This is a genomic window from uncultured Campylobacter sp. (assembly GCF_937973075.1).
GTDB lineage: Bacteria > Campylobacterota > Campylobacteria > Campylobacterales > Campylobacteraceae > Campylobacter_B.
In genome coordinates this window covers 1-24,077 of the sequence record NZ_CALBWL010000032.1, presented here as the reverse complement: position 1 = coordinate 24,077, position 24,077 = coordinate 1, and the positions used below count along the sequence as shown (strand labels likewise).

Sequence of the window (24,077 nt, the reverse complement as noted above, 5' to 3'; positions counted from 1 at the left end):
TTTTAAAATTTAAGGTGCGGAATTTATTGCGACGCGCGGTGCATCGGGCGGAAACGCGGAATTTTGATTTAATTTTATCCGCTACGAACGCGCAAAATTTAGGGCAAAATTCCAAGCCAAAATTCCGCGATCAATTTAAAATTTTAAGTAGAGGTTCAATCCAAAAATTCCTACGAAGCAAAATCCAAGCCAAAATTCCAGCTGAAATTCTAAACTAAAATTCCGATCTAAATCCCTAGTCCAGCTTATTTCTAAAAAGCGACGCCGCGAAGCTCAACGTGCCAAGCCCGATCAGCAGCAGCGGCACGATGAGATGCCACAGCTCGCCTAGGCCCGCACCCTCCAGGTAGATCCGCCACATGCAGTTGTTGGCATAATACATCGGATCGAGGTGCGCGATGTAGTAAAACCACCGCGGCATCGCGTCCGCAGGCGTTATCAGCCCGCTTATCATAATGCACGGCAGCAGGAACAAAAACGAGCTCACGACCGATTGTAGCGAGGTTTTGCAGACGGTCGAGATCACGAGGCCGATGCCGACGTTGCAGGCGCTAAAGATCGCGATGATCGCAAAAAGATCCGCAAAGCGCCCTCGAAACGGAATTTCGAAGTAAAATACGCAGATCAAAAACAGCGCGAGCCCCTGCGCGATCGCGATCAGCACGGGCGGCACGGCCTTGCCGATCAGCATCTCAAGCGGGTTCGCGGGCGTCATCAGCATCATATCAAAGCTCCCCTCCTCGCGCTCGCGGGAGACGCTAAACGCCGATAGCATCAGCACCTGAATCATCGAAAGCCCCAAAATCATCCCCGTCATGATCGTGTAGCGCGTGATCGTGTTTTCGTTAAAAACATAGCGCGGATTTATGCTGATTAAATTGACAAAATGCTGCGCGTTGTATTCCCCCGCTATGGCCTGCACGAAGCCGATTACGGTGTTTGCCAAGGTCGTATTGCGCGAATCCGCGATGATCAAAAGCTCGTGCGTATTCGCAAAATCGCCGCCGAAATAGATCCCGATGATCGCCTCACCCTCGCTTACGGCGCGGCGTAGGCAGGTTAGGTCTTTGCAGCCAAGTTCGGTCTTAAACATCGGCGTAGCGGCGATCTGCTGTACCAGCGCGGTGGACGTCGCATCGCGGGCATCGTCCAAAATCGCGTAGCGCACCTGCTCGGGGGTAAAATTCGCGCCGTAGCCGAATATGATCGCCTGCACCAGCACCGGCACGATCAGCACCATGCGCGTGCCCTTGTCGCGAAACATCGCCAAAAATTCCTTTTTTATCAGCGCGCGAATTCGAAGCAGGGATTTTCGCAGAGCGTTCATAGCGCATCCCTTTTAAATTTAGCGGCACCTTTAAATTTAATGCCATTTTCAAATTTAGCGGCGCGAGCTTGCGATACGGAATTTAAATCAAAATTTAAACGCATCGCGGACGCCGATTTAAATTTGCGCAGCTTGGGCGTAAATTTCCGCAGCGCGAGCTTGAGCTTATACGATGCGAACATGGAATTTAAAATTTCAGGTCTACTATGCGGCGGCTCGGGTTTAAATTTTAAAAACCACGCCGCCGTTTGCGAGCCAAAACGGCTCGCACCGAGAAATTTTAAAAATTTCATCGCATGCCTATTCAGAGCGTAAAATTTCATTCTTTGCACTCCCCGTGAAAGCAAAGCATTAGTGGCTCGCCCTACTTCATAGCGCGAAATTTTACCGCTTGCGGCTCGGAGCAAAGCGGGGTATTTATGCAAGCAAACGGCGTAAATTTCGCTACGCCATGCTTCGTATTTACGCCGTGTAACCGCGCTGCAAAGCTGCATCGTAAAGCGCGATGTAAAATTTAAAAGCGCGCCCGTGAGGTCAAATTTGCTAAGCTTTTCTGAACACCCTACTTCGTAGCCGTGCCGTGCAGCTGCGCTACGAAGTCGCGCTATGCGGCAGCGCGCAGAATTTAAATATCCGCTCGCATGATTAAACTTAACCGCGCGCAGTTTTTCTACCGCGTCGTACGTATGCTGCGAAGTAAGCCGCGCCGCACGCCCTGCTTTGGCTTTATCGCGCAGCAAAACAAGACTCGGAATGCGCAGCGGCTCGCAAATAAGCTTTAAAATTCTCAATCCACGCTGCAATATAATTTTTTGCGCTGTGTCTGCAAGAGGCGCCGAAGCGTGCGTAAATTTTAAAATTCCAAACCGATTGCGCAGCTTGGGCGTAAATTTTAAAATTTTAGATCTATTGCGCGGCAGCTCGGGCGCAAATTCCAAAAGCTCCGCTGCCTGTTTATGCGAGCCAAAATGCCTCGCGTTAAGAAATTTTAAAATTTCAAATCTACGCTCCGCCGCCCGCAAACCAAAGCATCTCGCGCCTAGAAATTTTAAAAATTTCATCGTGCGCCCCTTTTTACGCTAAGCACGCACAAGCTGAAAAACAAAACCGTTCCGAGCGCCTGAATGGCGAGGTTTACCCACAGCGTCGCGCTCTGTCCGCCCGAGAGGAAGCAGATGCGAAAGGACTCGACCGCGTATGTGGGCGGTAGCAGGTGCCCGATGAAATTGACCGCCGCAGGCAGTCCGCGTAGATCGAATATCATGCCGCTAAGCAGCGTCACGGGCAGATAGCCGATGACGATGGCGTATTCCTGCGCTAGGAATTGATTTTTGCAGATCGCCGAGATCAGCATGCCTAGGCAGGTCATTTCCAGCACGAATACGCACAGCGTCGCCAGCAGCATCGCCACGCTGCCGCGGATCGGGATGCCCAAAAGCGTCTGCCCGTAAACGAGCGTCATCGCGCCGCCCAAAAGCGCTAGGAAATAATACGCGCCGACCTTGGCAGTGACGATCTCAAGCGCGCTTGCATTGGAGTTGTAAAGCGAGGCGATCGTGCCGCGGTCCCATTCGCGCGAGATCACGACCGCGACCATAAACAGGCAGATGAGCCCCAAAATCCCCACATACTCGGCAGATACGAGATACCACGTCGATTCGTTGGCTTCGTTGAACCAGCTGCGATAATTCACGCTGACGGGCCTTGCGGCGGCGCTTAAATTTGCGTTTAAAAAGCCGTAATCTTGCGCCAAAACCTGCTCGATTACGCCTGCTACGTAAACATAGCTAAGAAGCGCGAGCTGCGACTGCGTGGCATTTTGGATGAGGAAAATCTCGGCGCCGTCTTTGTCTGAGCTACTCGCGCCGCCTGCGCCATTTGAGCCGCCTACGCTACTTGAGCCGCCGCCGTTATTTGCAGCGCCGCCTTCGCTGCCTGCGCCGTTAGCGGAAGGGCTTGCATTGACGCCGCCGCTCCTATTTTGGATATCGCCTGCGCCGTCGATAGGGCCTACATTCGTATCTCCTGCGCCGCCGATTAAATTTACGCTGTCTTGATTTGCGCTCACGTTGCCTGCGCTGCCGCTGGAATCTACTCCACTGCCGCCGCCAAAAGAATTTGCACTGCCGCCCGTTTCCGCGCCGGTGCGATGCGAGCTATCGCCGCTTGCGCCGCCCGCGGAGGCGTTTATGCTGCTTTTTGTGCCGGTGTCCGCGCCTCTGTCCTCAAGCGGACGGACATTTTCGCCGCCGCTAATATTTTGGATATCGCTTGCGCCGCCCGCGAAGGAGCTTTCGTCGCTAGAAAGGTTTAAATTTACGCCGCCGCTCGCGCCGCCGAGCCCGCTCAAGGTGTTTTGAAATTTAGCCGCAAAGCGCGGATCAAAATACAAAATGCTCTCGATCTCGTGCGCCCTAAAATCCCTCCTCGCGCTCTCTAAGTCCGTGTAAACGCGGGTTTGCAGGTATTTTGAGCCCAAAAATCCGCCGAGCAGATCCCGCTCGATTTTGGAGCCCAGATCGCTTACGAAGCCCACCTTGACGGGCTTTATGTCCATTCGCATCGCGTATCCGTAGATCACGACCAAAATTAGCGGCATCAAAAACGCGATTACGAGCGCCGATCGGTCCTTTGCGATCTGCGCGAACTCCTTTTTTACGAGGATTTTTAAAAAGGTAAAATTCATCCGCCCTGCCCCTGTGCTCGGATTTTGCAGCACTGCGCCGCTCGCGATAAGCCTCTAAATTTTGATCGCGCAAATGCGGCGGCTGCATTTTGAAATTTTAGCCGCGTGATCGCATTTGGCGCGCCCCCGAATTTTAATCGCGCAAGTGCGGCGACCGAGATTTGAAATTTTAACGGCGCGGACGGACTGCTCGCGCCCATTTTGCTCATCACGCCCTGAAATTTTAATCGCGCGAGCGCATACGGCCGGTTTTGAAATTTTAAGCAATTATACGGCACGATCTTACTGCTAGATTTTTGACGCAAAAGCTCTGTGACAGCGGACCCGCGATGAAATTTTTGCATCGGGGTTTTAAATTTACAAGCTACTCGCAGACTGACCGCTATTTTAAATTTACGATCTGTTTGCAGAGTGGTCGCCCTTTTAAATTTATAATCCGTTTGCGAGCCGCTCACGCTTTGAAATTTGCAGCGCAGATGAAGCGGGCTCGCTTCTGCGTAGAGCTCGCGCAGTATCCATCTAAAAAATCCGCGCCGTATCCCGCCGCGTGGCGTCAGATTTAAAATTCCACTGCCGCTTGAAATTTCGCAATCTCTTAAAATTCCGCCGCCACTTAGAATTTCTCCGACATTCAAAGCTCGGTCGCTCAAAATTCCGCCGACGTTTAAAATTTCATCGCCCCGCAAGACCCTTTCGCCACTTGGAATTTTATCGCACGGACGCGCAGGTTTTCGCTCGCCTCGCATAAAATTCGGATCAAAAATCCTTGCGGCTCGCGCAAAATTTCGATCAAAAGCCCTCATCGCCCGCCTCGCTTCTGAATTTTTGCACCTCGTTTATGAACGCCTGCTGCACGCTAAGCCGCCGTCCATGCTGCACGCAGACTTCATCGGGGCTGCCTAGCGCCAGGATTTTGCCGCGATCTTGGATCAAAAACCGATCGCAATACTCCGCCTCCTCCATAAAATGCGTCGTCACGACCACGCTCACGCCGGTGCGCGCGAGCGCATTTATGCGGTTCCAAAAGAGCCTGCGCGAGAGCGGATCGGCGCCGCTGGTGGCCTCGTCGAGAAACAAAATCTCGGGGCGGTGGATAAGCGCGCACGCCATCGAAAGGTTGCGCCCCGCGCCGAACGGCAGGTTTTGCCACGTCTCGTTTCGCAGCCGCTGCAAGCCAAACTCGCTCAAAAGCTCCTCTATGCGCCGCTTCAGCGCCATGCCGCCGATACCGTAGCTGCGACCGAAATACTCTAAATTTTGATAGCAGCTTAGTTTTTTATAAAGCGAAAATTTCTGCGAGACGTAGCCGATGCGCGATCTGATCGCCGATTTGGCGTAGCGCAGATCCTCGCCCATGACCGAGATCTCGCCCCCGCTCATCCCCAAAAGCGCGCAGATCATGCGAAAGGTCGTCGTCTTGCCCGCGCCGTTTGGGCCTAAAAGACCGAAAATCTCGCCCTTTTTGACCTCGAAACTCGTATTTTCCACGGCGGTGAATGAGCCGAATTTTTTACTCACGTCGTGCACTTTGATGACGGTTTGAGCCGCATCGAAGCTCCTTTTTTCGTAGCCGAAGTTTGCCGCGCCGATTTCGGCTTTGTTTAAAAAAATATACGCATCCTCCAGGCTCGCCTCACGCGGGCTGAGTTTAAATTTCGCGCTTTCGTTTTCATTAAATTTAGCGTCCTTATTTTCGTTAAATTTAGTGCCTTCGTTTTCGTTTGAAATTTTAAAATTTTCACCTCGCCCGTTTTCGCACTCCGCGCCTTTGTCACCCACATTTTCGCGCTCTGTATTTTCACCGTCACCCTCTAGGCTTGCGTTTAAAAACTCCTGTAGATCGCGCAGGCTTATCGGCTCTTCGCTTAGCAGATCGACGCTGCCGTCTCTGGGGCAGATGTCGATGAGCGGGGAGTTTTTTAAAAATCTTTGCGTCTTAAACATCAAGCGGCGCGCCAGGCTCTGATAATCCTCGCCGTCGATGCGAAAGGTGCGGTCCCGCAGCGCCGCGGTGATCTTTGCGGCGCGCTCCTGCGCTATGATCTTGCCGCCGAGCAAAATCAGCGTCAGATCGGCATCCGCCGCCTCGTCGAAATACGCCGTCGAAAATATACATTTCGCGCCGCTTTGATCCAGATATTCGCGCACGATCGCCCACAGCTCGCTGCGCGAGAGCGGATCGACGCCGACGGTGGGCTCATCTAGCACCAAAAGCCGCGGGCGAGCCGCGATAGCGCAGGCGACGCCTAACTTTTGTTTCATCCCGCCGGAGAGCGAATCCACGGCGTAATTTTTAAAGCTCAAAAGCCCCACGCGGCGCAAAAGCCCACGCAGATACTCCTCGCCACCTTTTAGATCAAGCCCTTTTAGGCCTGCGAAGATGTTTAAATTTTGCCAGACGCTAAGCTCCTCGTAAAGCCCCAGGCTCTGCGACATATAGCCGTTTGCGCGGACGAATTCTTTATTTTCGCCGCTAGGGGTGAAGCCGGCAAATTTTATCTCGCCGCAATCGGGCGCGATGATGCCGCAGATGAGCTTTAAAAGCGTGGATTTGCCCGCGCCGTCGGGGCCCGTGAGGCTGATGAGCCGCGGCGCGTCGCCGATTCGCAGATCGAAATTTTCAAAAACGACGTTTTTGCTGCGATCCTCTCGCAGGTAAAATTTCTTTAAATTTACGATATTTAGTAGATCCAAGCCTAGCTCCAAATTTTATATTTACTCGCCCCGTCGCTTGGCGCGACGAACGAGACCTACGCATGCCTAAAAGGCGCTTTTTGCCGCAGCGCCTTGCTTCTACAGCCACAAAGACATCGTGGTTTCGCAGCCGCTACGGCGTCTTAGTTTTGTGACCGCCGCGGTATCTTGGTTTTACAACCGCCGCGCGCTTTAAATTTAGCGACGCGCGTCAAACAATTTCGCCCAAACCTCGCATATAAATTCGACGTAACTTACCGCAAGCGCGTAAAACCAAGCTCTATCGCGCCGGGGCGCCTGCAATCGCCCGCTCGAATTTGAGTGCCCGCACGATCGGCGTTGCTTACGGCTCGCGCCGAATATTCCGCGCGCCGCCCGATCCGTCTTGAGCGTGTGCATATCACATCGGCTAGCCGCGCCGCTAACGATGCGCACACAACGCGCATGGACAGGGCGGTCTCCAAAACATGAAGCAGCCAGTGAGTATCCGCGATAAATTCGCTTCAAAACACAGATGAAAGCGAGTTTTCAGGTACCTGGTGACCCATAAGTGCCGAGCTCTATCTGCGCTGCGCCTCTTTCGGCGAAATTTTACCGCTACCGCGCCTTTTGGGGTAAAATTTCACCTCCGCTCGCAACTTGTATTTAATCGCGCCGCTTGTTTCGTAGTGAAATTTTACTACCGTCCGCGCTCGGTTCCGCTGCTCGTTTATCGCAAAACGGTCTGCTAGAAACAAAGCCCGTTACCCGCTATGCCACCCTGCTTGTACTCGTTTCCGAGCCGCAAATTTTAAATTTAACTCGCACTGCTTTGCGCCAAAATTTCGCCAAAATTTTACTCGCCGCCGAGACGATCTATTTTAGGCGCGACGAAAATTTATCGCCCTGCTCTGTCGAACAGGCGCCGTCTAAATTCCGCCTCGAAGCGCGCTTTTAAAATTTCATCAGGCTCACGCCGTATGCACGGCTTGCGCGGCGTTGCGTAAAATTTGTCGGGCGATGGGCTCTGCTATCCAAATTTTGCCCGCAGTCTCCAAAGTGCCGCCCGCGCACTAAATTTCGCTCGTGCATCAAAATTTCGCGCGCGGCGTTTGCGCGTTAAAATTCCACGCTGATCGGCTGACCTAAACGAAAGTTGCCGTCCGCGTCGCTGAAATCGGCGCGCGCCTCCCACACGAGATCGGCGCGTAGCTCCTCGGTCTGCACCGTGCGGGGCGTGTACATCGCGGTTTGGCTCACGTAGGCGACCTTTGCACTCGCGCTAGAGCCGTCCGCCGCGATGATCCGCACGCTCTGCCCGGCACGCAGGAAGCGAAGCTGATTTTCGCTCAAATAAAATTTCGCGCGCTTGTTTTTTACTTCGCTGAGCTCAAAAACGCCCACGCTTGGCATGCTGATGTCGCCGAGCTCCTTAAGGCGCGCTCTGATCTGCCCGCTAAATGGCGCTTTTAGCACGCTTTGCGTCTCGATTTGGTAGTTCAGATATTTCAAATTTTCCTCGCAGCTTGTCAAATTTGCGCGAGCGGCGTCTACATCCTCACCGCGGTAGCCGCTTTGAAGCTGGCGTAGATTAGCCTGCGCGCTTTGCAGCTGGGCTTGCGTGCGCTTCATCGAGTAAAACGCCTCGTCGATCTGCTGCTTGGACGCGGAGTTTGTTTTGCCTAGGCTCTTGAGGCGCTCGTTCGTCAAAGTAGCGAGCTGTAGGGCGTTTTGCAGCGCGCTTACGTTCGCCGCCGCCATCTCGATCTCCTCGCTACGAAAGCCGCTTTGCAGCTTTTGCAAGCTAAATTTAAGCCCGTCGCACCTCGCGATCTGAATACGCCTTTGATAGCTCAGATCCCCCGTATCCAGAGCCGCCAAGACGTCGCCAGCCTGCACGAAATCGCCCTCGTCGCGATAAAGCGCGCTTATGCGGCCGCTGCGCTCGAAGCTAAGCGAACTCTGCCTGATGTCGATGATGCCGTAGGCCTTGTGCGCAACCTCTTCGCGCCTATCGAGATTGAAGTAGATCGCCGCGGCGAGGGCGGCCAGCGCAAAAACGACGAAAATTAGAAGCCTTTTCATAGATCGCCTTAAATTTTGATATGCGGTTATTATAAAATAACTTTTCTAATGCGGCGCTGATATTTGAGGCTCGGGCGGTGATTTTATAAATCGATCGCATTAAATTAATTTGCCGTATTAAATTGACCGCCGCACGAGTAGAATTGAGGCTTGGGAGGATAAAATTTCATCCTATCCGCGCGATTTTAAGCGGCACGACTTGTAAAACGCAGCGATTTTTTGAACTAAAAATTTTAAAATTTTAATGCGGAGGCTCCGCTTTCAAGCGGAGCTTGAAATTTTGACGTGCGGGTGCCGCGCTAGTACTGCGGGCAGAATTTTGTCGCGAGAGCGAAATTTTATCGCACCGGCAGTATTGCAAGTATCACGGGCGGAATTTATCGTTTATTGCACGAATAGCGCGCAAGTTGCCGCGAACTAAATTTTATCGCGGCACCTATAGCTATCTGCGCGGCGAGTTGGAATTTACGGCTCCCGCTAGCGATAAATTTTACGCGACATGAGCAGGCGGTGCTTGAATGCGGCGGAAATTCTAACGCTGTGGCGAGTAAAATTTAAGAGGGCTTCGCTCGGAAGCGGAGCGCGAAATTTAATGGGGAAATTTAGCGAGCATTGGGCTTTATGGGCCCAAAGCTCGCTCGGTCGCGCAAAAGCTGAAATATTTAAAACTCGCCTCCAACTGCGGCGATCCATTTATCAGCCCTCGCCTGCCAGTGCTCGTCGCCCTTAAAATCGATCGTAAGACCCACGAATTTGCCGTTTATGAAGGCGCGCGAATGTTTAAATTTATATCCCTCTGCGCCCCAAGCGCCGATGAGATCGGCCTTTTTAAGCACTGGCAAAAACGCACTCATACCGCTGCAAAAATCGCTGCCGTGGCGCTCGATGTTACCGACGCCTATGAGCGCGACCTTGCGTCCGTCAAAATCAGTTTTATTCAAAAGCTCCAATTTGTCGTCAAATTTAGCCTGGATCTGTCCGTCGCCGTGCGTCGAAGCCGCAAAAATAAACGCGCTAGCGCCCGCCAAATCCTCCTTATTTAGCTCTTTGGCCTCCTTGATCTCAAAGCCGAGCTTTGAAGCGATGTATTCGCTCACGACCTTCGTGTCGCCACCTTTGGTGGCGTAAACTAATAGTTTTTTCATTTTCTCTCCTTAAAAATAAGAATGATTCTAACAAAATAAGATAAATTTTGAGTGAAATAAAAATTTTATAAGGCACCCAGATACGGCACGATGCCTCGTATCCGGCTAATTTTTAAGCGGCAGCGAGCCAGCAAAATTTTAAAGCTGCTACTTAACCGCTCGTATAAAAATCCATAGTATAATGCCGCCAAGCTCATTACAAGGAGAGGATATGCGAAATTTTACATTATGTTTGATCGCCGCGATCGCGCTTTGCGGCTGCGCGACCCCGCAGGATCGGTACGGCGGAGATGTCTATGACGCGAGCGAAACGAACCGCATGAGACAGAGCGATCGGATCGAGATCGTGGATGTCCTGCCCGCCAAAATCAACGTAGAGCGCTCCGAGAGCAATACGGGTAAAATTTTAGGCGGCGTCGCGGGCGGCACTACGGGCGCTATCATCGGCCATAAGCTCGGCAAACATAGCAGCAGTAGGCGTCTAGCCGAAACCGTGGGGCTCATAGGCGGCGCAGCAGTGGGCGCGCTCGCCGGAGATGCGATCCAAAACTCCCAAAAGACGGTACAGGGCTCCAACATCATCTACAAACTAAACGGCAAGGAGTACTCATCCGTGCAAGCCGATCCGCCGTGTAGATTTAAGCGCGGCAAAGCCCTGCTGATCCACACGGGCAGCGAAACGCGGGTGCAGCCGAACTCGGGATGTTAAATTTAAAGCCGCTCAAAGCTTGCGGTGAAATTTTAAAATTCCACCGCGACGTTTAAAATTTAAGAGTGGCGAATTCACGAAATTTAAAGCAATCTATGAAATTTTAAAGGGCGCTAGCTTTGTAAATTTGCGCCCTTGAAATTTTAAAATTTTAAGGGGATAAATTTGAAAAAGCGTAAGTACGTTTTATCGCTGTTAGCTCTGCTTTCAATCGTTTTTGTTATGAAATTTCCTTTTAGCGACGATGCAATTTTAAAAAAATACTTAGACACTACCTTTCTTGATAGAGTTCAGCGCGATGATAGAGGCGGATTACCTCCTAAATTTTATATCATAGAAGAAAACCCAACTACGGATGAGATAATGCGAACCTTAAAATTAGTGGTCGAAAATGACGTAAATAAAACTGCGATTATATCGAAACATCAGTATTTTGAGGGCGGTGGACTGATAGAAAACGTTTCGGTTGAGAGGCTAGAGCCTTTCGAAGCTTTAAAGAAATATTACACCATAAAAGAGGCTACGAACGACATCGTTAAAGGGGGCAAATGGGAGGATGGTAAACCAACAGAAGAATATGTGGATATACCCATTAGACAAGCTTTCGCGGTTCTAAGCGCTGACGAGGACCTTGTGGATATCTACGCAAAGGACAGCTTTGTCAATAAGAGAAGTTGTATAGAATATAGAGAAATTTCATTTTACGGCTCTTACGATAACTACGAAGAATACCATAATAAGGTTCTACACTACGGCAGTTATGGGGTTAATAATTTTAAGGAAGAGGTATACAACTATATAAGATATATTTTAGATAATAACAATTACGAGGGCTATATAAAGACATTTGGACAAATAGTCAATAATTATTATGTAAATTGCAAGATAGAGTAAGGGCGATAAAAATTCAATCGCATAGTTTTAAAGTAGTTGTGAAGAAAACCGCCAAAATCCATAAACACAAATTCTTAAGATACCGAAGGAGGATATTGTAGGAAGAAATAAAGATAACGCCAAACGGAATTTATCGCAAGATTAAGACATATCAGATACCCTATCTAAATTTAATCCCAAATTCTATCCGAGTCTTTAAATTTACCCAAACTCTCTCGCGTATTTCATCCCCAAATCATATGCCTTTTCATTTAGCGTGCGGGTCTTTTCGGGCACAGAGCGGAGCATTTGAGCTTTTACGAGCCCTGCGTCCATACAGCGGCTAAGCTCTACTGCGATTGCTAGAGCCACGACGCTTTGAGTGATGACATTTCCAACTTCATATTTTGCGATAGTAATGATTGGAATTTCATAAATTTTAAAGTTTATCCTATCCTCATCGCTCGGCACTACTAAATTCGGCTCGATTACGATCACGCCGCCTTTTTTCACGCCGTTTTTGAAAGCATCGTAGCTACTCTGCGCCGTTGCAAGCATGAAATCGATCTCGCCCTCGCTCGCGTAAGGATATAGAATTTCTTCATCGCTTAAGATAATATCCACTTTCGTAGGTCCGCCACGTACCTGAGAGGTATACGTAGATGCCTTGATTCCATAGCCGCCGTGCGCGATCTTTGCCGCAGCTAGAATTTCACCCGCTAAGATTACGCCTTGACCGCCCACTCCCACAAATCTTAACTGATTCATCTTAGTCCTTCAAAATTTATCGCTTCGCCGCTTTGTGCCGCGTCTATCACCTTTTGATACGCCTTTGTGTATTCGGTGTGCTCATTATCTTCATGTAAAACCCCAAGCGGAAATAGCCCCACTCGCTCATCCTCGCTAAGAGCGTCAAATTTTGCTTTGGAAATCGTACGCGAATCAAGCCACTTTAGCATTTGCACCGCCTCGCTCATTTTATTTTTACGACCCAAATTTACGTGGCAGTTGCTAAAAATATCAAAAAAACTATAACCCTCGTGCTCAAAGCCCTTGGCTAGAAGTCGCTCGATTTTTTCGGGATTTGTCACGCTCTCGCGTCCAACAAAAGTTGCTCCGGCAGCGATTGCAAGTTTCGCCGCATCAAAGCTGGGATCGACATTGCCGTATTGCGCCGTAACCGTCCAAAACCCGCGCGGCGTCGTAGGGCTCGTCTGCGAGTTTGTAAGCCCGTAGATGAAATTATTTACTAAAATATGATTTAGATCGATATTGCGGCGGCATCCATGAATCGTGTGATTGCCCCCTATCGCAAGCCCATCGCCATCGCCAGTGACTACTATTACGTGCTTACCTGGATTTGCGAGCTTGATACCCGTAGCATAAGCTATCGCGCGTCCGTGCGTCGTATGGACGGTATTGCAGTCTATGTAACTAGACATCCTGCCGCTACAACCGATACCACTTACCACGCACACATCGTCCATGCTCCAGCCTACGCGGTCAATTGCGCGGATGATCGCTTTTAAGATCACTCCGTCGCCGCAGCCCCAGCACCAAAGTGTAGGCATCTTGTCTGTTCTTAGATATTTATCGTAATCAAACGCCATTTAGAGTTCCTTTACTTTCTCGATAATCTCGCTAGGGCTGATCGGCCTGCCGTTTGCCTTAAGAAGCGTCTTAAAATCATCTCTCAAGCAAGCGCGCTGCACCTCTAGCAGATACTGCCCTAAATTTAGCTCGGCGATTAAAATTTTATTAAATCTCTCCCCTAGCTCCCTTAGCTTGCGCGCTGGGCTTGGCCACAGCGTGATCGGACGAAAAAGCCCCACACGCACGCCTTGCCTACGTAGCTTTAAAATCGCGTCTTTTGCTGCTGAGCTAACGCTGCCGTAGGCGATGATGCAGATTTTGGCGTCATCTAGCATAAATTCCTCATATTGCACGATCTCATCTTCATGCGCCGAAATTTTATTAAAAAGCCTTTTTATAGAGCGATCCACGATCTGCTCGTTTTCGGTCGGAAAGCCCTTCGCGCCGTGATGAAGCCCCGTTATGTGATAGTGGTATCCCCTAAAAAAGGGATTTAGCACCGCAGGCTTATCGGGCGCAGCATCGTAGGGCTCATAATCTTTCGGACTACCTTTAAATTCCGCCCTGCGCTCGATTTTTAGATCCGAAATTTCAGGCAGCACCGCCTTTGCCTGCATATGCCCAAGCGTCTCATCAAGTAGCAAAAATACCGGCGTCATAAATCGCTCGGCTAGATTGAAGGCGCGCACGGTTTGCGTGTAAGCCTCCTTTAGCGAGCCAGGGCACAGCGCGATGCTTTGAAAATCGCCGTGAGTGGGGTTGCGAGCTTGCAAAATATCGCCCTGCGCCACTCGCGTAGGAAGCCCGGTGCTAGGACCTCCGCGCATAACATTTACGATTAAAAGCGGAATTTCAGCGATAAAGCCAAGCCCAATCTGCTCTGATTTTAGCGAAATTCCAGGACCGGAGCTTGCCGTCATCGCCTTTGCACCGCTCATCGACGCGCCCAAAGCTACCGAAATACCCGAAATTTCATCCTCCATCTGGATAAATTTGCCTCCGACCTTAGGCAGCAAGCGGCTCATCTCGTGCGCGATCTCGCTACTCGGCGTGATCGGATAGCCGCCAAAAAAATTACAGCCGCAATCAATCGCCGCACGCGCAATTAAGGCATTGCCTGTGGAAATTACCTCTCTCATTATGCGTCCTTGGGTTTCATAAAATTATTGTTTTTGATCTTTTCTGCCATCTCTCTAGCCTGCGAGCTTAGACGAGCGAATTTAAAGCCTTTGGGCGCAACGAAAATCGCAAAATCAGGGCAGTGCAACTCGCACTCCCTACAGCCGATACAGGCGCCCTCATCCACCACGTCGATCATCATGCCCTGCACGGCGCCCTCGTCCTGTCTCATCGCGATCGCGCCGCTAGGACAGACGCTTACGCAGATGTTGCACGCCTTACAGCGGCTCTCATCTGTCCAGACGGCGCGCTGGCTCTCATTGTCGCTCATATTTTCTCCTTAATTTATCAAAATCCGCACTAAATCCCGCCTCGCGATTTAAAATTTGAAATTTTGCGGCGCAAGCCTGCTTTGATCGCATTAAATTCCTCTCGTTTTTAAATTTTACGGAGTTTAAATTTTAAAATTTTGTAGCGTTTAAAAATTTTACGTCACGCAAAATTCTGCGCCAAAGTAAAATTTTAATCTATGAAATTTCACAGCGGGCAAAATTGCGCAAATTTTAAAATTCCGCAGCAAATGAAATTTTACGCTACAAAATTCCGCGAGCTTAAATTTCTTGCCAAAGTGAAATTTGATGCTGCAAATTCTATAACAAGAATTCTGCGCTTTAAAATTCTCGCTTTGTAAATTCCGCATCGCGCCTAATTCGCCCTATGCCCGCTAAAACTTCAGCCCCGCTACGCTTTCTCGCATCCGTTCAAGCTGCGCGTAAAACTCGCCCGAATAGGCGAAATTTCTCTCTATCGCGCCCATTTTGCCGACGCTTACGAAGCGCCCCAAAGGCACTCCCGATCTATCCGCGACGCAGCAGGCGAGCGTGCCGCAGGTATCAAAAAGAATGTATTTTATGATCTTTACGATGCCCGCAGCGGGCGCCAAATACGCCGACGTGCCCAGTAGCTCGCCGATCTGCGCGCCGGCGCGTTTGGTATTTTGCACCGCGCGCTCGAAAATTTCATCCGAAATTTCAAATCCAAGCTCGTTTTTAAGCGCGATCATCTCTTCGCTATGCGGGCCCACGATCGCGCTTCTCATCGATGAAATTTCCTTGCCGCTCGCTCGCGCGAGTTCAAATTTAAGCCGCGCGCCGTCTAGCTCGCCCGCCATGCCGATGACGCGCTCTTTTGCAAACCCGCTAGCCTGCAGCGCCGCATAAACCATCATATCAAGCGGATTGGTAACAACGACGATAATGGAGCCAGGCGCGTATTTTGCGGCATCTCGCGCGCATTGCGCGACTATGGCGGCGTTGCAGCCAAACAGCTCCTCCCTGCTCTGCCCCGCCTTTCTTGCGTGCCCCGCCGTGATCACGACGATGCCTGCCTCCGCTATATCGCCGGGCTCCGTACTGCCGCTTATACGCAGGTCGCGCTCATAAACCGCCGCCGTATGGGCTAGATCGAGTGCCTTGCCGCGCGCGATCCGCTCTACAGCATCCACAAGCGCAATGCTATCTATCTTTTGGCTCAAAGAATCGCTTACGATAAGATCGTTTGCTACCGCCGCGCCGATGTTTCCGGCGCCGAATATCGCTATTTTCATTGTTATCTCCCAAATATCGGCCCGCATTTTTATAACTGCGGGAGTTAAATTTTAAAATTTAAAGACGAAATTTCGTTTTTTAAATTTAATGCCGAAACGGCCTTAAATTTTACCTCTGCGCCTTTACGTTGCGCTCGTGCTCGGCTTGCGTGCGCGCAAAATCGTGAAGCCCCGTCTTTTTATTTCGCATAAAATACAGATACTCGCTCTTTGCGGGCACGAAAACGGCGCGTATCGCATCGCGAGAGACCACGCACACGGGCTCTTTGGGAAGTCCGTCGTTGAGGTAGGTGTTGTAGTGGCTGGGGGCGGTGTGGATGCGCTGCGGAGTGATCTTGACGTGCGAAAACTCGCCGTAATTCAGCGTACCGTCCATCTGAAGGCGCATATTTTTGGCCAAGCGGTTGTCGATGACGGAAGCTACGAGGGGCATCTCATCTGCGTTTGCGGCCTCTTTTTGAATGACCGATGCCTTGATCAGCACCTGCTTCCACGCCGTGGCGTTGTAATCGCCGCTAAGCTCGCGCGACAATCCTTCGTGGAATTTTTGCGCGCTTGAGATGAGGTGATCGATGATATTTTTTTCGCTTTCGTTTTTGCTAATTTTGTAGGTTTCAGGCACCAGAAAGCCCTCGTAAAACGGCGCCGTGGCGTTGTATTCGCGCTCAAGCTCGCTAAAGCTTAGCCCGCGATCTTTCGCCAGCTGTTTTAAAAACACGATCGTAGTCTCTCCCGGGATCAGCTTAATCTCGTTCATCACGGGCTTTGCGACGCTTAGCTCATATAAAAACTGATATTTGGGCAAATTTTCGCCGCTAAGCTCCAGCTCGCCGGTTTTTGCGCCGCCGTAAAAAGAAAGCAGCCTCGCGTCGAATTTGCTAAATTTAGGATAGCTCTTTGAGAGTTGCGATAAAATTTTCGTTGAGCTGCCCTGGCCTATCTGCACGGTTTTCGCGTTGCCGACGCGCTCGTGTAGATCAAAGCCCACGGCCAAAAGTAAAATAGCCGCAAGCTCGATACAAATGCACGCCGCTTTGATGAGCTTTATAAAGAATTTCATGCATTCCTTTCAAAATTTAGCTGAAATTATAGGCAAATAAGCCAAAATTTTGAATAAATTTCATATTATAAGCGTAGTTTTTCGGCACGCCCGCTTTGATTTTGGGGCGGAGTTTTTTGATGAGGCGATGATGTTTAGAACTTTGGCTAGATTTTTTTTGTGCATAACCATACTTTTTATAATCTGCGCGGTAGGCCTAAAACACGGTATTGCGATTTCGCAGCTGGACGTGGGTTTTGCAAAGCTTGAGGGGTTTTATCTCAAGCTAAATAAAGGTCTCGTGCTGCGTATCAAAAATCTTGAAATTACGCAAAATAATACACAAAATTTAGAGCAAAATTCCACCGATCTGCGCACGCAAAGCGAGAAAATTTTGGAATTTAGCAAAAAAATCTCACTCATCAACTCCTTTTTTGAAGAGATCGACGTGCAAAATTTAAAGATCAAAGGCGAAAGCCTAAAGCTAAAATACAAAAGTGACGTTTTTTACGCAGATACCCGATTTTTTAGGCTAAGCTCAAAGATCACGCCTGGCGCAGACGGGCTGAACTTCGATCCGATCGAGCTTGAGCTAAATGATTTTAATCTCACTCTGCACGGCACGGCACGAGCAAATTTCAAAGCCGATACGTATGATTTTAACGGCACCTTCGCTTCGCACGAGATCGCGGGCGAGCTTGACGTGCATAACATTGGCTCGGAGCTAAATATCGAGATAAACCGCGCCTCGGCCTTGAGTCTGAAAAATTTTATGAATGAGCTGGGCGCGCTTACGGGGCTAAATCCTCTTGCGAACGAGTGGATCTACGGCAAGGCGGTCGCGCAAAACTACTACATCGAAAATCTACATGCCAAAGTCGATCTGAAAGATCCGCGCCCGATCGCCGAAAACGTCAGCGCCACGGCCTACGCGCAGGATCTTACGATAAAATTTCAGCCGCAAATCGAAGCCGTAACGGTAAAAGACGCCAACATCACGCTCAAAAACGATTATTTAAATTTCACGCTGAACGAGCCTAAATTTAAAGGCAAAAGCCTGGAGGGAAGTGGCGTGCGTATCGGCGGGCTTTTTGAAGAGAAGCCGATCGTATATCTGGATCTGCGAACCAAGGAGAGTTTGGGCAAAGACCTTGTGGATATTTTGCAAAGCTACGGCATAAACGAGCCCGTATATCCGCTAGGCGGCGGGATCGATGCGCGCGTGCTGATAGACGTGGACGTCGAAAAGGAAAGCGCCAAGGTCGATGCGAACGTGACGCTAAAAGACGCCGATCTGATGATCTCTAAAGCGAAATTTCACTCCAAAGCCGCACGGGTACACATCACCGAGAAAAAAATCGATATCAAAGACGCAAATCTGCAAAATGAAATTTTTAACGCCACGGCAAGCGGCAGCATCGACATCGCCACGCGTAAGGCCAAATTTAACGGCATAATCCATAGCTTTAATCTCTCTCCGAACGGCAAAGAAATTTTAAAATTTGGCGACGCGCGAGATAATATGAGCCTTGATTTTAGCGGCAAAGCGCCGGTGCTGAGCTCGCAATTTTTAGGCGCGAAGATGAGCTTCGGCGAGCGGATCGAGATTAGCTCGCCCGATATTAGCGGAATTTTGCCCTTTTCTAAGGCGCTTAAAAACGCGGGCATTAGCGGCGGAGATCTTAAAATTTTAACCAGCGATTTTACAAATTTGGATATCAGCAGCAGCAATCTAATCTTTGATTTCGGTCTGCTGAACAAGGACGGAAGCCATTATAAAAACGACTCTTTCGCGCTTCGAGTGCGCGGCGGCGATCTGGACGGCTCTAGCGGAAGCGGTAAAATTTCTCTCAAAATCAACAAAGGCGGCAACTTCGTCTCTTTAAAAGACGTGGACGTCGCGATCAATACGAGCGTGCAAACCAGCGAGTTTAATAGCGGCACAAAGGAGCGCTCGCCGATAAATTTCAGCGGGCAAAATTCTGCGATCGTGCTATCCGATCTAAATAAAACGCTTAAATTTACGCACTTTAACGGCGTGCTGGACGGCAAAAATATGAATTTAAACGCAAGCTTTAAACGCGGCGACGTGAAGTTGATCTTTAAAAAGAGCTTGCTTCAAATTTTTGCGCAAAACATCAGCGGCGAGGCGCTTAATCAATTTCTGGGCTCGCAGAGCTTTGACGGAGGAGTATTTACGCTAAAAGCAAGCGGCATCGATCCGCGCAACTACCGCGGCGAGATCAACGTGCAAAACACCTATCTGAAGGACTACATCATCTATCAAAGGCTGCTTAGCTTTATAAACTCCGTGCCGTCGCTGCTTACGTTTAAGACGCCCGATTTCAACGATCGCGGCTTTAGCGTGCAGAAGGGCAAAATTTACTTCCGCCGCAGCGGCGATAAAATTTACATAAACGCGATGAGCTTTACCGGCAGTAGCGCAGACATCGCGGGCAACGGTGAAGTGGATATGAAAAGCGGTGCGCTGAATATCGATCTGGAGCTTAAATACCTCAAAGACGCAAGCTCGATAATCTCAAAAATCCCGCTGCTAAATCATATCATCTTGGGCGAAAACAATACGATCTCCACGATTATCGAGATTCGCGGCACGATGAAAAAGCCTACCTACTCGACCGGCGTTGCGACCGACGTGCTAAAAACGCCGTATAATCTCATCAAAAACACGCTGATGCTGCCTTTTGTGATCTTCGGCGATAGCGAGGAGAGCAGATGAAATTCCCGCTCGATTATAAGGATAGTTTTGAAAAATCGCTGCTGTTTTGGCTCGTAAAATTCGTGCGCTACAAGCTAAGCGCGCTATCGAATAAGGAGCTGAAAAACGACGCGCTGTTTCGCCGCGCCAGCCTGGCGCTAAATCACGAGGTCGCGAATATCAATGAACTCGAGCGGCTCGCAAAAGACGCTCGAAACGCGGGTCTTACCGGCATCAATACCTATTTTAATCCGCTTAAAAAATTTTACGAAGCGATCATGCAGTACGGTCTTGAGAGCATGAGAAATATCGACGAGGAGCTTTTGAGCGAAATTTTAGCCTCGATTACGGGCGGGCTGAGCGATGCGAGTAAAAAAAACTACCGCATCGCGCTGATAAATTTTTTCGGCTTCATCGACCGCCAGAACGAGCAGGACGGCACCTCGCATAACTTCGGCATCGAGCTTAAGCACTGGGGCGGCATTAGCGGCAGCCGCGGCACGAAGCTTCCGGAGTTTATGAGCGAGGAGGAGCTAAAGCGATTTTTGGACGCGATAAATCTAAGCGAGTTTCGCTCCTTTGCGCATCGCAACCGCTTGATTGTAAAAATCATCGTCTATACGGGCATCCGCGTGGGCGAAGCGATAAATTTAAAGCGCAAAGATATCGCGCCAGAGGGCGATCTTTTCATCATCCGAATCCGCGGCAAGGGCAACAAATACCGCATCGTGATGATTAAACGCCATCTGATCGAGGAGCATCTAAACGCTCTGGAGACGAACTTTGCCAACAAAGAGGGCTATCTTTTCGTCACTAAAAACGGCGCGCCGCTCACTCAGGCATACATCAGCGGCATCGTGGAAAAAATTTTAATGAGCGCGGGCATACGCAAGGAAAAAAACGGCGCTCACATGCTGCGCCACACCTTCGCGACGATGCTTTACAAAAAGCAAAAGGACCTCGTGCTCGTCCAGGAAGCTCTCGGCCACGCGAGCCTAAATACTTCGCGCATCTACACCCACTTCGACAGCGACAAACTGCGCCTTGCGGCGAAGGTCGCGGAGGAATTCGAGGAGTGAAATTTTAAAATTTGCAGCGGAGCGAGGCTTACTTGAGCGAGATTTTTGAATTTCGTTTTGAGACGGCTTTAAAATCGTTTTTATGGAATTTATTTCACAAAAGTTTTGGAATTTTATTTTGAAAATTTTAAAATTTGTTTTTCATATTCGAATAACAAAACCCAAAATTTTACCTTTCGCACTTTAGAATTTAACTCATTAACTCGGCAAAATTTTAAATTAACGCGCGAACCTTAGAGCTTGATTGCAAAAAATCTAAAATTTTATTCTTTTGGAGTATAGAATAATTTTACTTTTTAGATTTTCTCATATGATTTTGCCTAAAATTCCAGACAAATTTAGTGCAAAATTTCATTTAAATTTTGACGATACGGGATTTCATCCGAGGATTTTATAAGCAAAAGGTAATCGACATATTAAGAGGTAGCGGATATAAAATTTATCTGCAAATTCCGCAAGGATGGAATTTCTGATTTAAAATTTTTAACCCTCAAAATTTTATAGTTTGATTTGCTTTCGAGTTCTCATCGCACCGAATGCACCTTAAAACTTAAAGACGCAAAAGATTTGCCACCAAAGTTTGCTGCAAAATTTATCGACGCGAAGTTTGCTTCGTAAACAGCGCAGGAATCATATAGGAATTTATACTAAAAATTTAAAGAGATAAAATCCATCGGCATGATTATTTTTAGATTTATTTTACGACAGAAATCCCGCTCTTGCGAGCAGGATTTCATTTCTTAGGGGGATAAGAAAAGGAGTTTAGGCTAAATAAATTTAGCCCGAGATTTCGTCTAGCCACGGAGTCCGCAGCAAAAAGGAGCAAAAAGACGAAATCTCGCGCAAAATTTTAAGCCAAGATTTAAGCGATCGGCTCGCGACAATAAACGAGATTTGCGACGGCTTCAAAAGCTATCGCAAAAACGCCGTGCGGCAAGCATCAAGTTAAACTAGCCTTTGTTTTTTGAAATACTCGCGCGGAGCCTTGCAAAGCGGACAGGCGCCCGGGGCTTTCTTACCGCGATGGACGTGGCCGCAGACCTCGCACACCCAAACTTCCTCGTCAAAACTCTCGAAAAAGCCCTCCTCTAGTAAGATCTTTTGAAGTTCGTTGTATTCGCGCTCGTGCTCCTCCTCGACCTTGCCAATAGCGTTAAAAAGGCGCGCAACCTCTTTTTTACCCTCTTCGGTCGCGATTTTAGCGAAGCTCGGATACATGCTCTCGTGCTCGTAGCGCTCGCCGGCGGCAGCATCAAGCAAATTTTTATCCATTTTATCAAGCGGAATGCCTGCGGCCGCGTGATGCGCCTTTAGCTCGGCTCTAGCGTGCCATTTTTCATTTTCGGCGGCCTCGTAAAAATGTCGCGCAATGGCGTGAAAGCCCGCCTCTTTGGCTAAATCACCGTAAAGATCGTATTTATTACGCGCCTGGGACTCGCCTGCGAACGCCTTCATCAAATTTACCTGCGTTAGATCCTCGGTGATGCATTTCATTGGCTCGCCGCAGCAGCTAAGCGCGCCGCCGCCTACTTTTTGCACCTCGACCTCCGCGCCGCATTTGTCGCATCTGTAAGTTTCGTACTGTCTCATTATCAATTCCCTATCAAAATTTTTGGGGAATGATACCACGGCTACTATTAAATTTTACTTAATAAATTTTATTCTTCTCAATAAATTTATGTTTTTGAGAAAATTTCAGCACGAAATTTTCGTCCGAAAAATTTAAACTCAAGCTTTTTACAAAAGCAAATAGAATTTTAAGCAAAAGCGCTAACGCTCGATTATCTAAAAATATGAAATTTAGTTTTTTGACTCATTTAGTCTGCGATTTTCAAGGCTAGTCACATCATTGGAAATTTTTTAAAATTTAAAGTTATCTCAAAGCAATTTGCTATTTTGCCATATGGTCTTATTTCACTAGCATATTGCAGTGCTCGGCATAAATGCGTCAACGAGCCGCCTGATTGTAATTATGAAGCGTTAAAAGCGTAATTAAGGGCGTTGTAGCATTACCATTTTGCCGCTATGATCGGTAATATCCGAGAATTTATGAACGTCAAATTCTAAGCCGTAAATCGAGCAAGGAGGAAATTTATCGACTTCTTTCTCGCCTAAAAGCGAGCAAATTCCGCCTATTGCCGGATTATGTCCAACGATAAATATGCATTCTGCGCTAGCTGCATTGAAATTTTGCATAACATCTGTGCTAGAAATTTTTACATCATTGCAAGATATAGCATTATTTTCGCCAATGCTAGCGGGAATTTTAATGCTCTTAAAAACAGGATTTTCCGCGTTTGCGTCGCGAGGTTTTTCGCTACTCAGACCAACCGCATTGTATTTTTCAACATTCACACCGCACCCAAAAAATCGTTTCTCATCCAAGCTGCGAACAAACTTTGCTAAATCCCATAAACTTACGTCGTATAACTCTTGCAATGGCACTACCCTTTTTGTCGCGCCCAGCGCATTAGCAATAATTTGCGCCGTATGGAGTGCGCGCATAGCCGAGCTTGTAATAATCAAATCAGGCGCAAGTCCCAAGCTACGCAGCTTTTCTCCGAGTTTAATTGCGCAAAGTTCGCCCACACGGCTTAATGCTCGCTCAAAATCGCTTCTGTTGCCACTTTGCGCCTCAGCATGTCTTATAAAATATATCCGCTTCATCTGCATCCTTTCATAAAATTTTATGTATAATTTAACGTTAAATTCTACAAAATTCTAAATTTTTTCTGGATCATTCCAAAGCCATAACCGACCGCAAATCCCGCTATGTGCGCATACCATGCCACATTTACGCCCATTAACATCGGCGCAAAGCTCATTATCAAAATCGCGACAAAAATCCCACCCGCATTGCGTTCATCAAAATAAGCAATCACGCCTAAAAGCACGCAAATAGCGCCGCTAGCGCCTACGATATTGACGATTTCTCCCATGCTCATGGCATAACGGATATAAACCAGACATAAAGCGCCGCTCAGCAGCCCGCCTGCGATGTAAAGTAGCGTAAATTTTATCCCACCGAACGCCCGCTCTAAAATTCCGCCGAATTGATATAAAACAGCCATATTCATCGCTAGATGCATCACTCCGCCGTGCATAAAAAATGAACTTAGTAGCTGCCACGGCATCCCTTCGAAAAAATACGGATTGAGCCCAAAAAATAGATAGGACTTAAAGCCAAAAAAATATTCTAATGCGAATGAAATCACGAAAAATAGGACATTCGCCACAATGATCGCGAGAGTAAATTTGCCTGATTGCATGAAACTCCTTAAATTTTTCACGCATAGTAGCGAAATTTTGATTAAATTAAAGGCGTCGCGTGTTTTTATGGGTTAGAGAAAAATTATAGATAAGTTCTAGCATCAAAATTTTGACAATGGTTTTAGTTGCAAGCGCCTTATCAAAATAGCTGCGC

21 protein-coding genes are annotated in these 24,077 nt (G+C 48.6%); 5 read left to right on the top strand and 16 right to left on the bottom strand.

Features of this window, described 5'->3' with window-relative positions:
- Nucleotides 1-235: 235 nt before the first annotated feature.
- From Q0274_RS04095 to Q0274_RS04075, 5 genes are read right to left on the bottom strand one after another with little or no spacing between them, the layout of a single operon-like run.
- Complete coding sequence (locus Q0274_RS04095) at nucleotides 236-1,327, bottom strand: ABC transporter permease (protein ID WP_298027902.1); 1,092 nt, start codon at nucleotides 1,325-1,327, stop codon at nucleotides 236-238.
- A complete protein-coding gene (locus Q0274_RS04090) occupies nucleotides 1,324-2,388 on the bottom strand; it encodes a hypothetical protein (protein ID WP_298027901.1) in 1,065 nt (354 codons plus the stop codon). The genes Q0274_RS04095 and Q0274_RS04090 overlap by 4 nt, the downstream gene beginning before the upstream one ends.
- Nucleotides 2,385-4,013, bottom strand: a complete 1,629-nt coding sequence (locus tag Q0274_RS04085; protein WP_298027900.1) for an ABC transporter permease — start codon at nucleotides 4,011-4,013, stop codon at nucleotides 2,385-2,387. The genes Q0274_RS04090 and Q0274_RS04085 overlap by 4 nt, the downstream gene beginning before the upstream one ends.
- Nucleotides 4,010-4,816, bottom strand: a complete 807-nt coding sequence (locus tag Q0274_RS04080) for a hypothetical protein (protein ID WP_298027898.1) — start codon at nucleotides 4,814-4,816, stop codon at nucleotides 4,010-4,012. Before Q0274_RS04080 ends, Q0274_RS04085 begins: the two co-directional genes overlap by 4 nt.
- The gene (locus Q0274_RS04075) at nucleotides 4,803-6,707 is read right to left on the bottom strand and encodes an ATP-binding cassette domain-containing protein (protein ID WP_298027896.1); all 1,905 of its coding nucleotides are present in this window, start codon (nucleotides 6,705-6,707) and stop codon (nucleotides 4,803-4,805) included. Before Q0274_RS04075 ends, Q0274_RS04080 begins: the two co-directional genes overlap by 14 nt.
- A gap of 658 nt (nucleotides 6,708-7,365) precedes the next feature.
- Between Q0274_RS04075 and Q0274_RS04070 the strand changes: the two genes are divergently transcribed.
- On the top strand, nucleotides 7,366-7,644 hold the full coding sequence (locus Q0274_RS04070) for a hypothetical protein (protein WP_298027895.1): 279 nt from the start codon (nucleotides 7,366-7,368) through the stop codon (nucleotides 7,642-7,644).
- A 161-nt stretch (nucleotides 7,645-7,805) separates the two neighbouring features.
- Here the strand turns inward: Q0274_RS04070 and Q0274_RS04065 are convergent, their stop codons facing one another.
- Both Q0274_RS04065 and Q0274_RS04060 read right to left on the bottom strand, forming a co-directional pair.
- Complete coding sequence (locus Q0274_RS04065; protein ID WP_298027893.1) at nucleotides 7,806-8,771, bottom strand: HlyD family efflux transporter periplasmic adaptor subunit; 966 nt, start codon at nucleotides 8,769-8,771, stop codon at nucleotides 7,806-7,808.
- A 662-nt stretch (nucleotides 8,772-9,433) separates the two neighbouring features.
- Nucleotides 9,434-9,916 carry a flavodoxin domain-containing protein gene (locus Q0274_RS04060; protein WP_298027892.1) on the bottom strand — a complete coding sequence of 161 codons (483 nt, stop codon included), beginning with the start codon at nucleotides 9,914-9,916 and terminating at the stop codon, nucleotides 9,434-9,436.
- A gap of 211 nt (nucleotides 9,917-10,127) precedes the next feature.
- On the opposite strand from Q0274_RS04060, the gene Q0274_RS04055 reads away from it, so the two are divergent.
- A complete protein-coding gene (locus Q0274_RS04055; RefSeq protein WP_298027890.1) occupies nucleotides 10,128-10,625 on the top strand; it encodes a hypothetical protein in 498 nt (165 codons plus the stop codon).
- A 165-nt stretch (nucleotides 10,626-10,790) separates the two neighbouring features.
- On the top strand, nucleotides 10,791-11,519 hold the full coding sequence (locus Q0274_RS04050; RefSeq protein WP_298027888.1) for a hypothetical protein: 729 nt from the start codon (nucleotides 10,791-10,793) through the stop codon (nucleotides 11,517-11,519).
- Nucleotides 11,520-11,720: 201 nt separating this feature from the next.
- On the opposite strand, the gene Q0274_RS04045 is transcribed toward Q0274_RS04050, so the two are convergent.
- The 6 genes from Q0274_RS04045 to mltG form a co-directional block, all read right to left on the bottom strand.
- Entirely contained in the window at nucleotides 11,721-12,266 is a 546-nt protein-coding gene (locus Q0274_RS04045; protein ID WP_298027887.1) for a 2-oxoacid:acceptor oxidoreductase family protein, read from the bottom strand.
- A complete protein-coding gene (locus tag Q0274_RS04040) occupies nucleotides 12,263-13,108 on the bottom strand; it encodes a 2-oxoglutarate ferredoxin oxidoreductase subunit beta (protein WP_298027885.1) in 846 nt (281 codons plus the stop codon). The genes Q0274_RS04045 and Q0274_RS04040 overlap by 4 nt, the downstream gene beginning before the upstream one ends.
- Nucleotides 13,109-14,230 carry a 2-oxoglutarate synthase subunit alpha gene (locus tag Q0274_RS04035; RefSeq protein ID WP_298027883.1) on the bottom strand — a complete coding sequence of 374 codons (1,122 nt, stop codon included), beginning with the start codon at nucleotides 14,228-14,230 and terminating at the stop codon, nucleotides 13,109-13,111.
- Nucleotides 14,230-14,541, bottom strand: coding sequence for a 4Fe-4S binding protein (locus tag Q0274_RS04030; protein WP_297895543.1), 312 nt, complete (start codon nucleotides 14,539-14,541; stop codon nucleotides 14,230-14,232). The genes Q0274_RS04035 and Q0274_RS04030 overlap by 1 nt, the downstream gene beginning before the upstream one ends.
- A 393-nt stretch (nucleotides 14,542-14,934) precedes the next feature.
- Nucleotides 14,935-15,816 carry a malate dehydrogenase gene (locus Q0274_RS04025; RefSeq protein ID WP_298027881.1) on the bottom strand — a complete coding sequence of 294 codons (882 nt, stop codon included), beginning with the start codon at nucleotides 15,814-15,816 and terminating at the stop codon, nucleotides 14,935-14,937.
- 109 nt (nucleotides 15,817-15,925) lie between these two features.
- Nucleotides 15,926-16,876, bottom strand: coding sequence for an endolytic transglycosylase MltG (mltG, locus tag Q0274_RS04020; protein WP_298027880.1), 951 nt, complete (start codon nucleotides 16,874-16,876; stop codon nucleotides 15,926-15,928).
- A 49-nt stretch (nucleotides 16,877-16,925) separates the two neighbouring features.
- On the opposite strand from mltG, the gene Q0274_RS04015 reads away from it, so the two are divergent.
- Both Q0274_RS04015 and Q0274_RS04010 read left to right on the top strand, forming a co-directional pair.
- Nucleotides 16,926-19,595: an AsmA-like C-terminal domain-containing protein gene (locus Q0274_RS04015; protein WP_298027878.1), complete on the top strand. Its 2,670-nt coding sequence runs from the start codon at nucleotides 16,926-16,928 to the stop codon at nucleotides 19,593-19,595.
- Nucleotides 19,592-20,653 (top strand): tyrosine-type recombinase/integrase, encoded by a 1,062-nt coding sequence (locus Q0274_RS04010; protein WP_298027876.1) that lies wholly within the window; start codon nucleotides 19,592-19,594, stop codon nucleotides 20,651-20,653. The genes Q0274_RS04015 and Q0274_RS04010 overlap by 4 nt, the downstream gene beginning before the upstream one ends.
- A gap of 945 nt (nucleotides 20,654-21,598) precedes the next feature.
- Here Q0274_RS04010 and Q0274_RS04005 read toward each other — a convergent pair.
- The 3 genes from Q0274_RS04005 to Q0274_RS03995 form a co-directional block, all read right to left on the bottom strand.
- On the bottom strand, nucleotides 21,599-22,243 hold the full coding sequence (locus Q0274_RS04005) for a ferritin family protein (protein WP_297905172.1): 645 nt from the start codon (nucleotides 22,241-22,243) through the stop codon (nucleotides 21,599-21,601).
- Between the two features lie 402 nt (nucleotides 22,244-22,645).
- Entirely contained in the window at nucleotides 22,646-23,320 is a 675-nt protein-coding gene (locus Q0274_RS04000) for a histidine phosphatase family protein (protein ID WP_298027874.1), read from the bottom strand.
- Between the two features lie 44 nt (nucleotides 23,321-23,364).
- Nucleotides 23,365-23,922 carry a rhomboid family intramembrane serine protease gene (locus Q0274_RS03995; RefSeq protein ID WP_298027873.1) on the bottom strand — a complete coding sequence of 186 codons (558 nt, stop codon included), beginning with the start codon at nucleotides 23,920-23,922 and terminating at the stop codon, nucleotides 23,365-23,367.
- Between the last annotated feature and the right edge of the window lie 155 nt (nucleotides 23,923-24,077).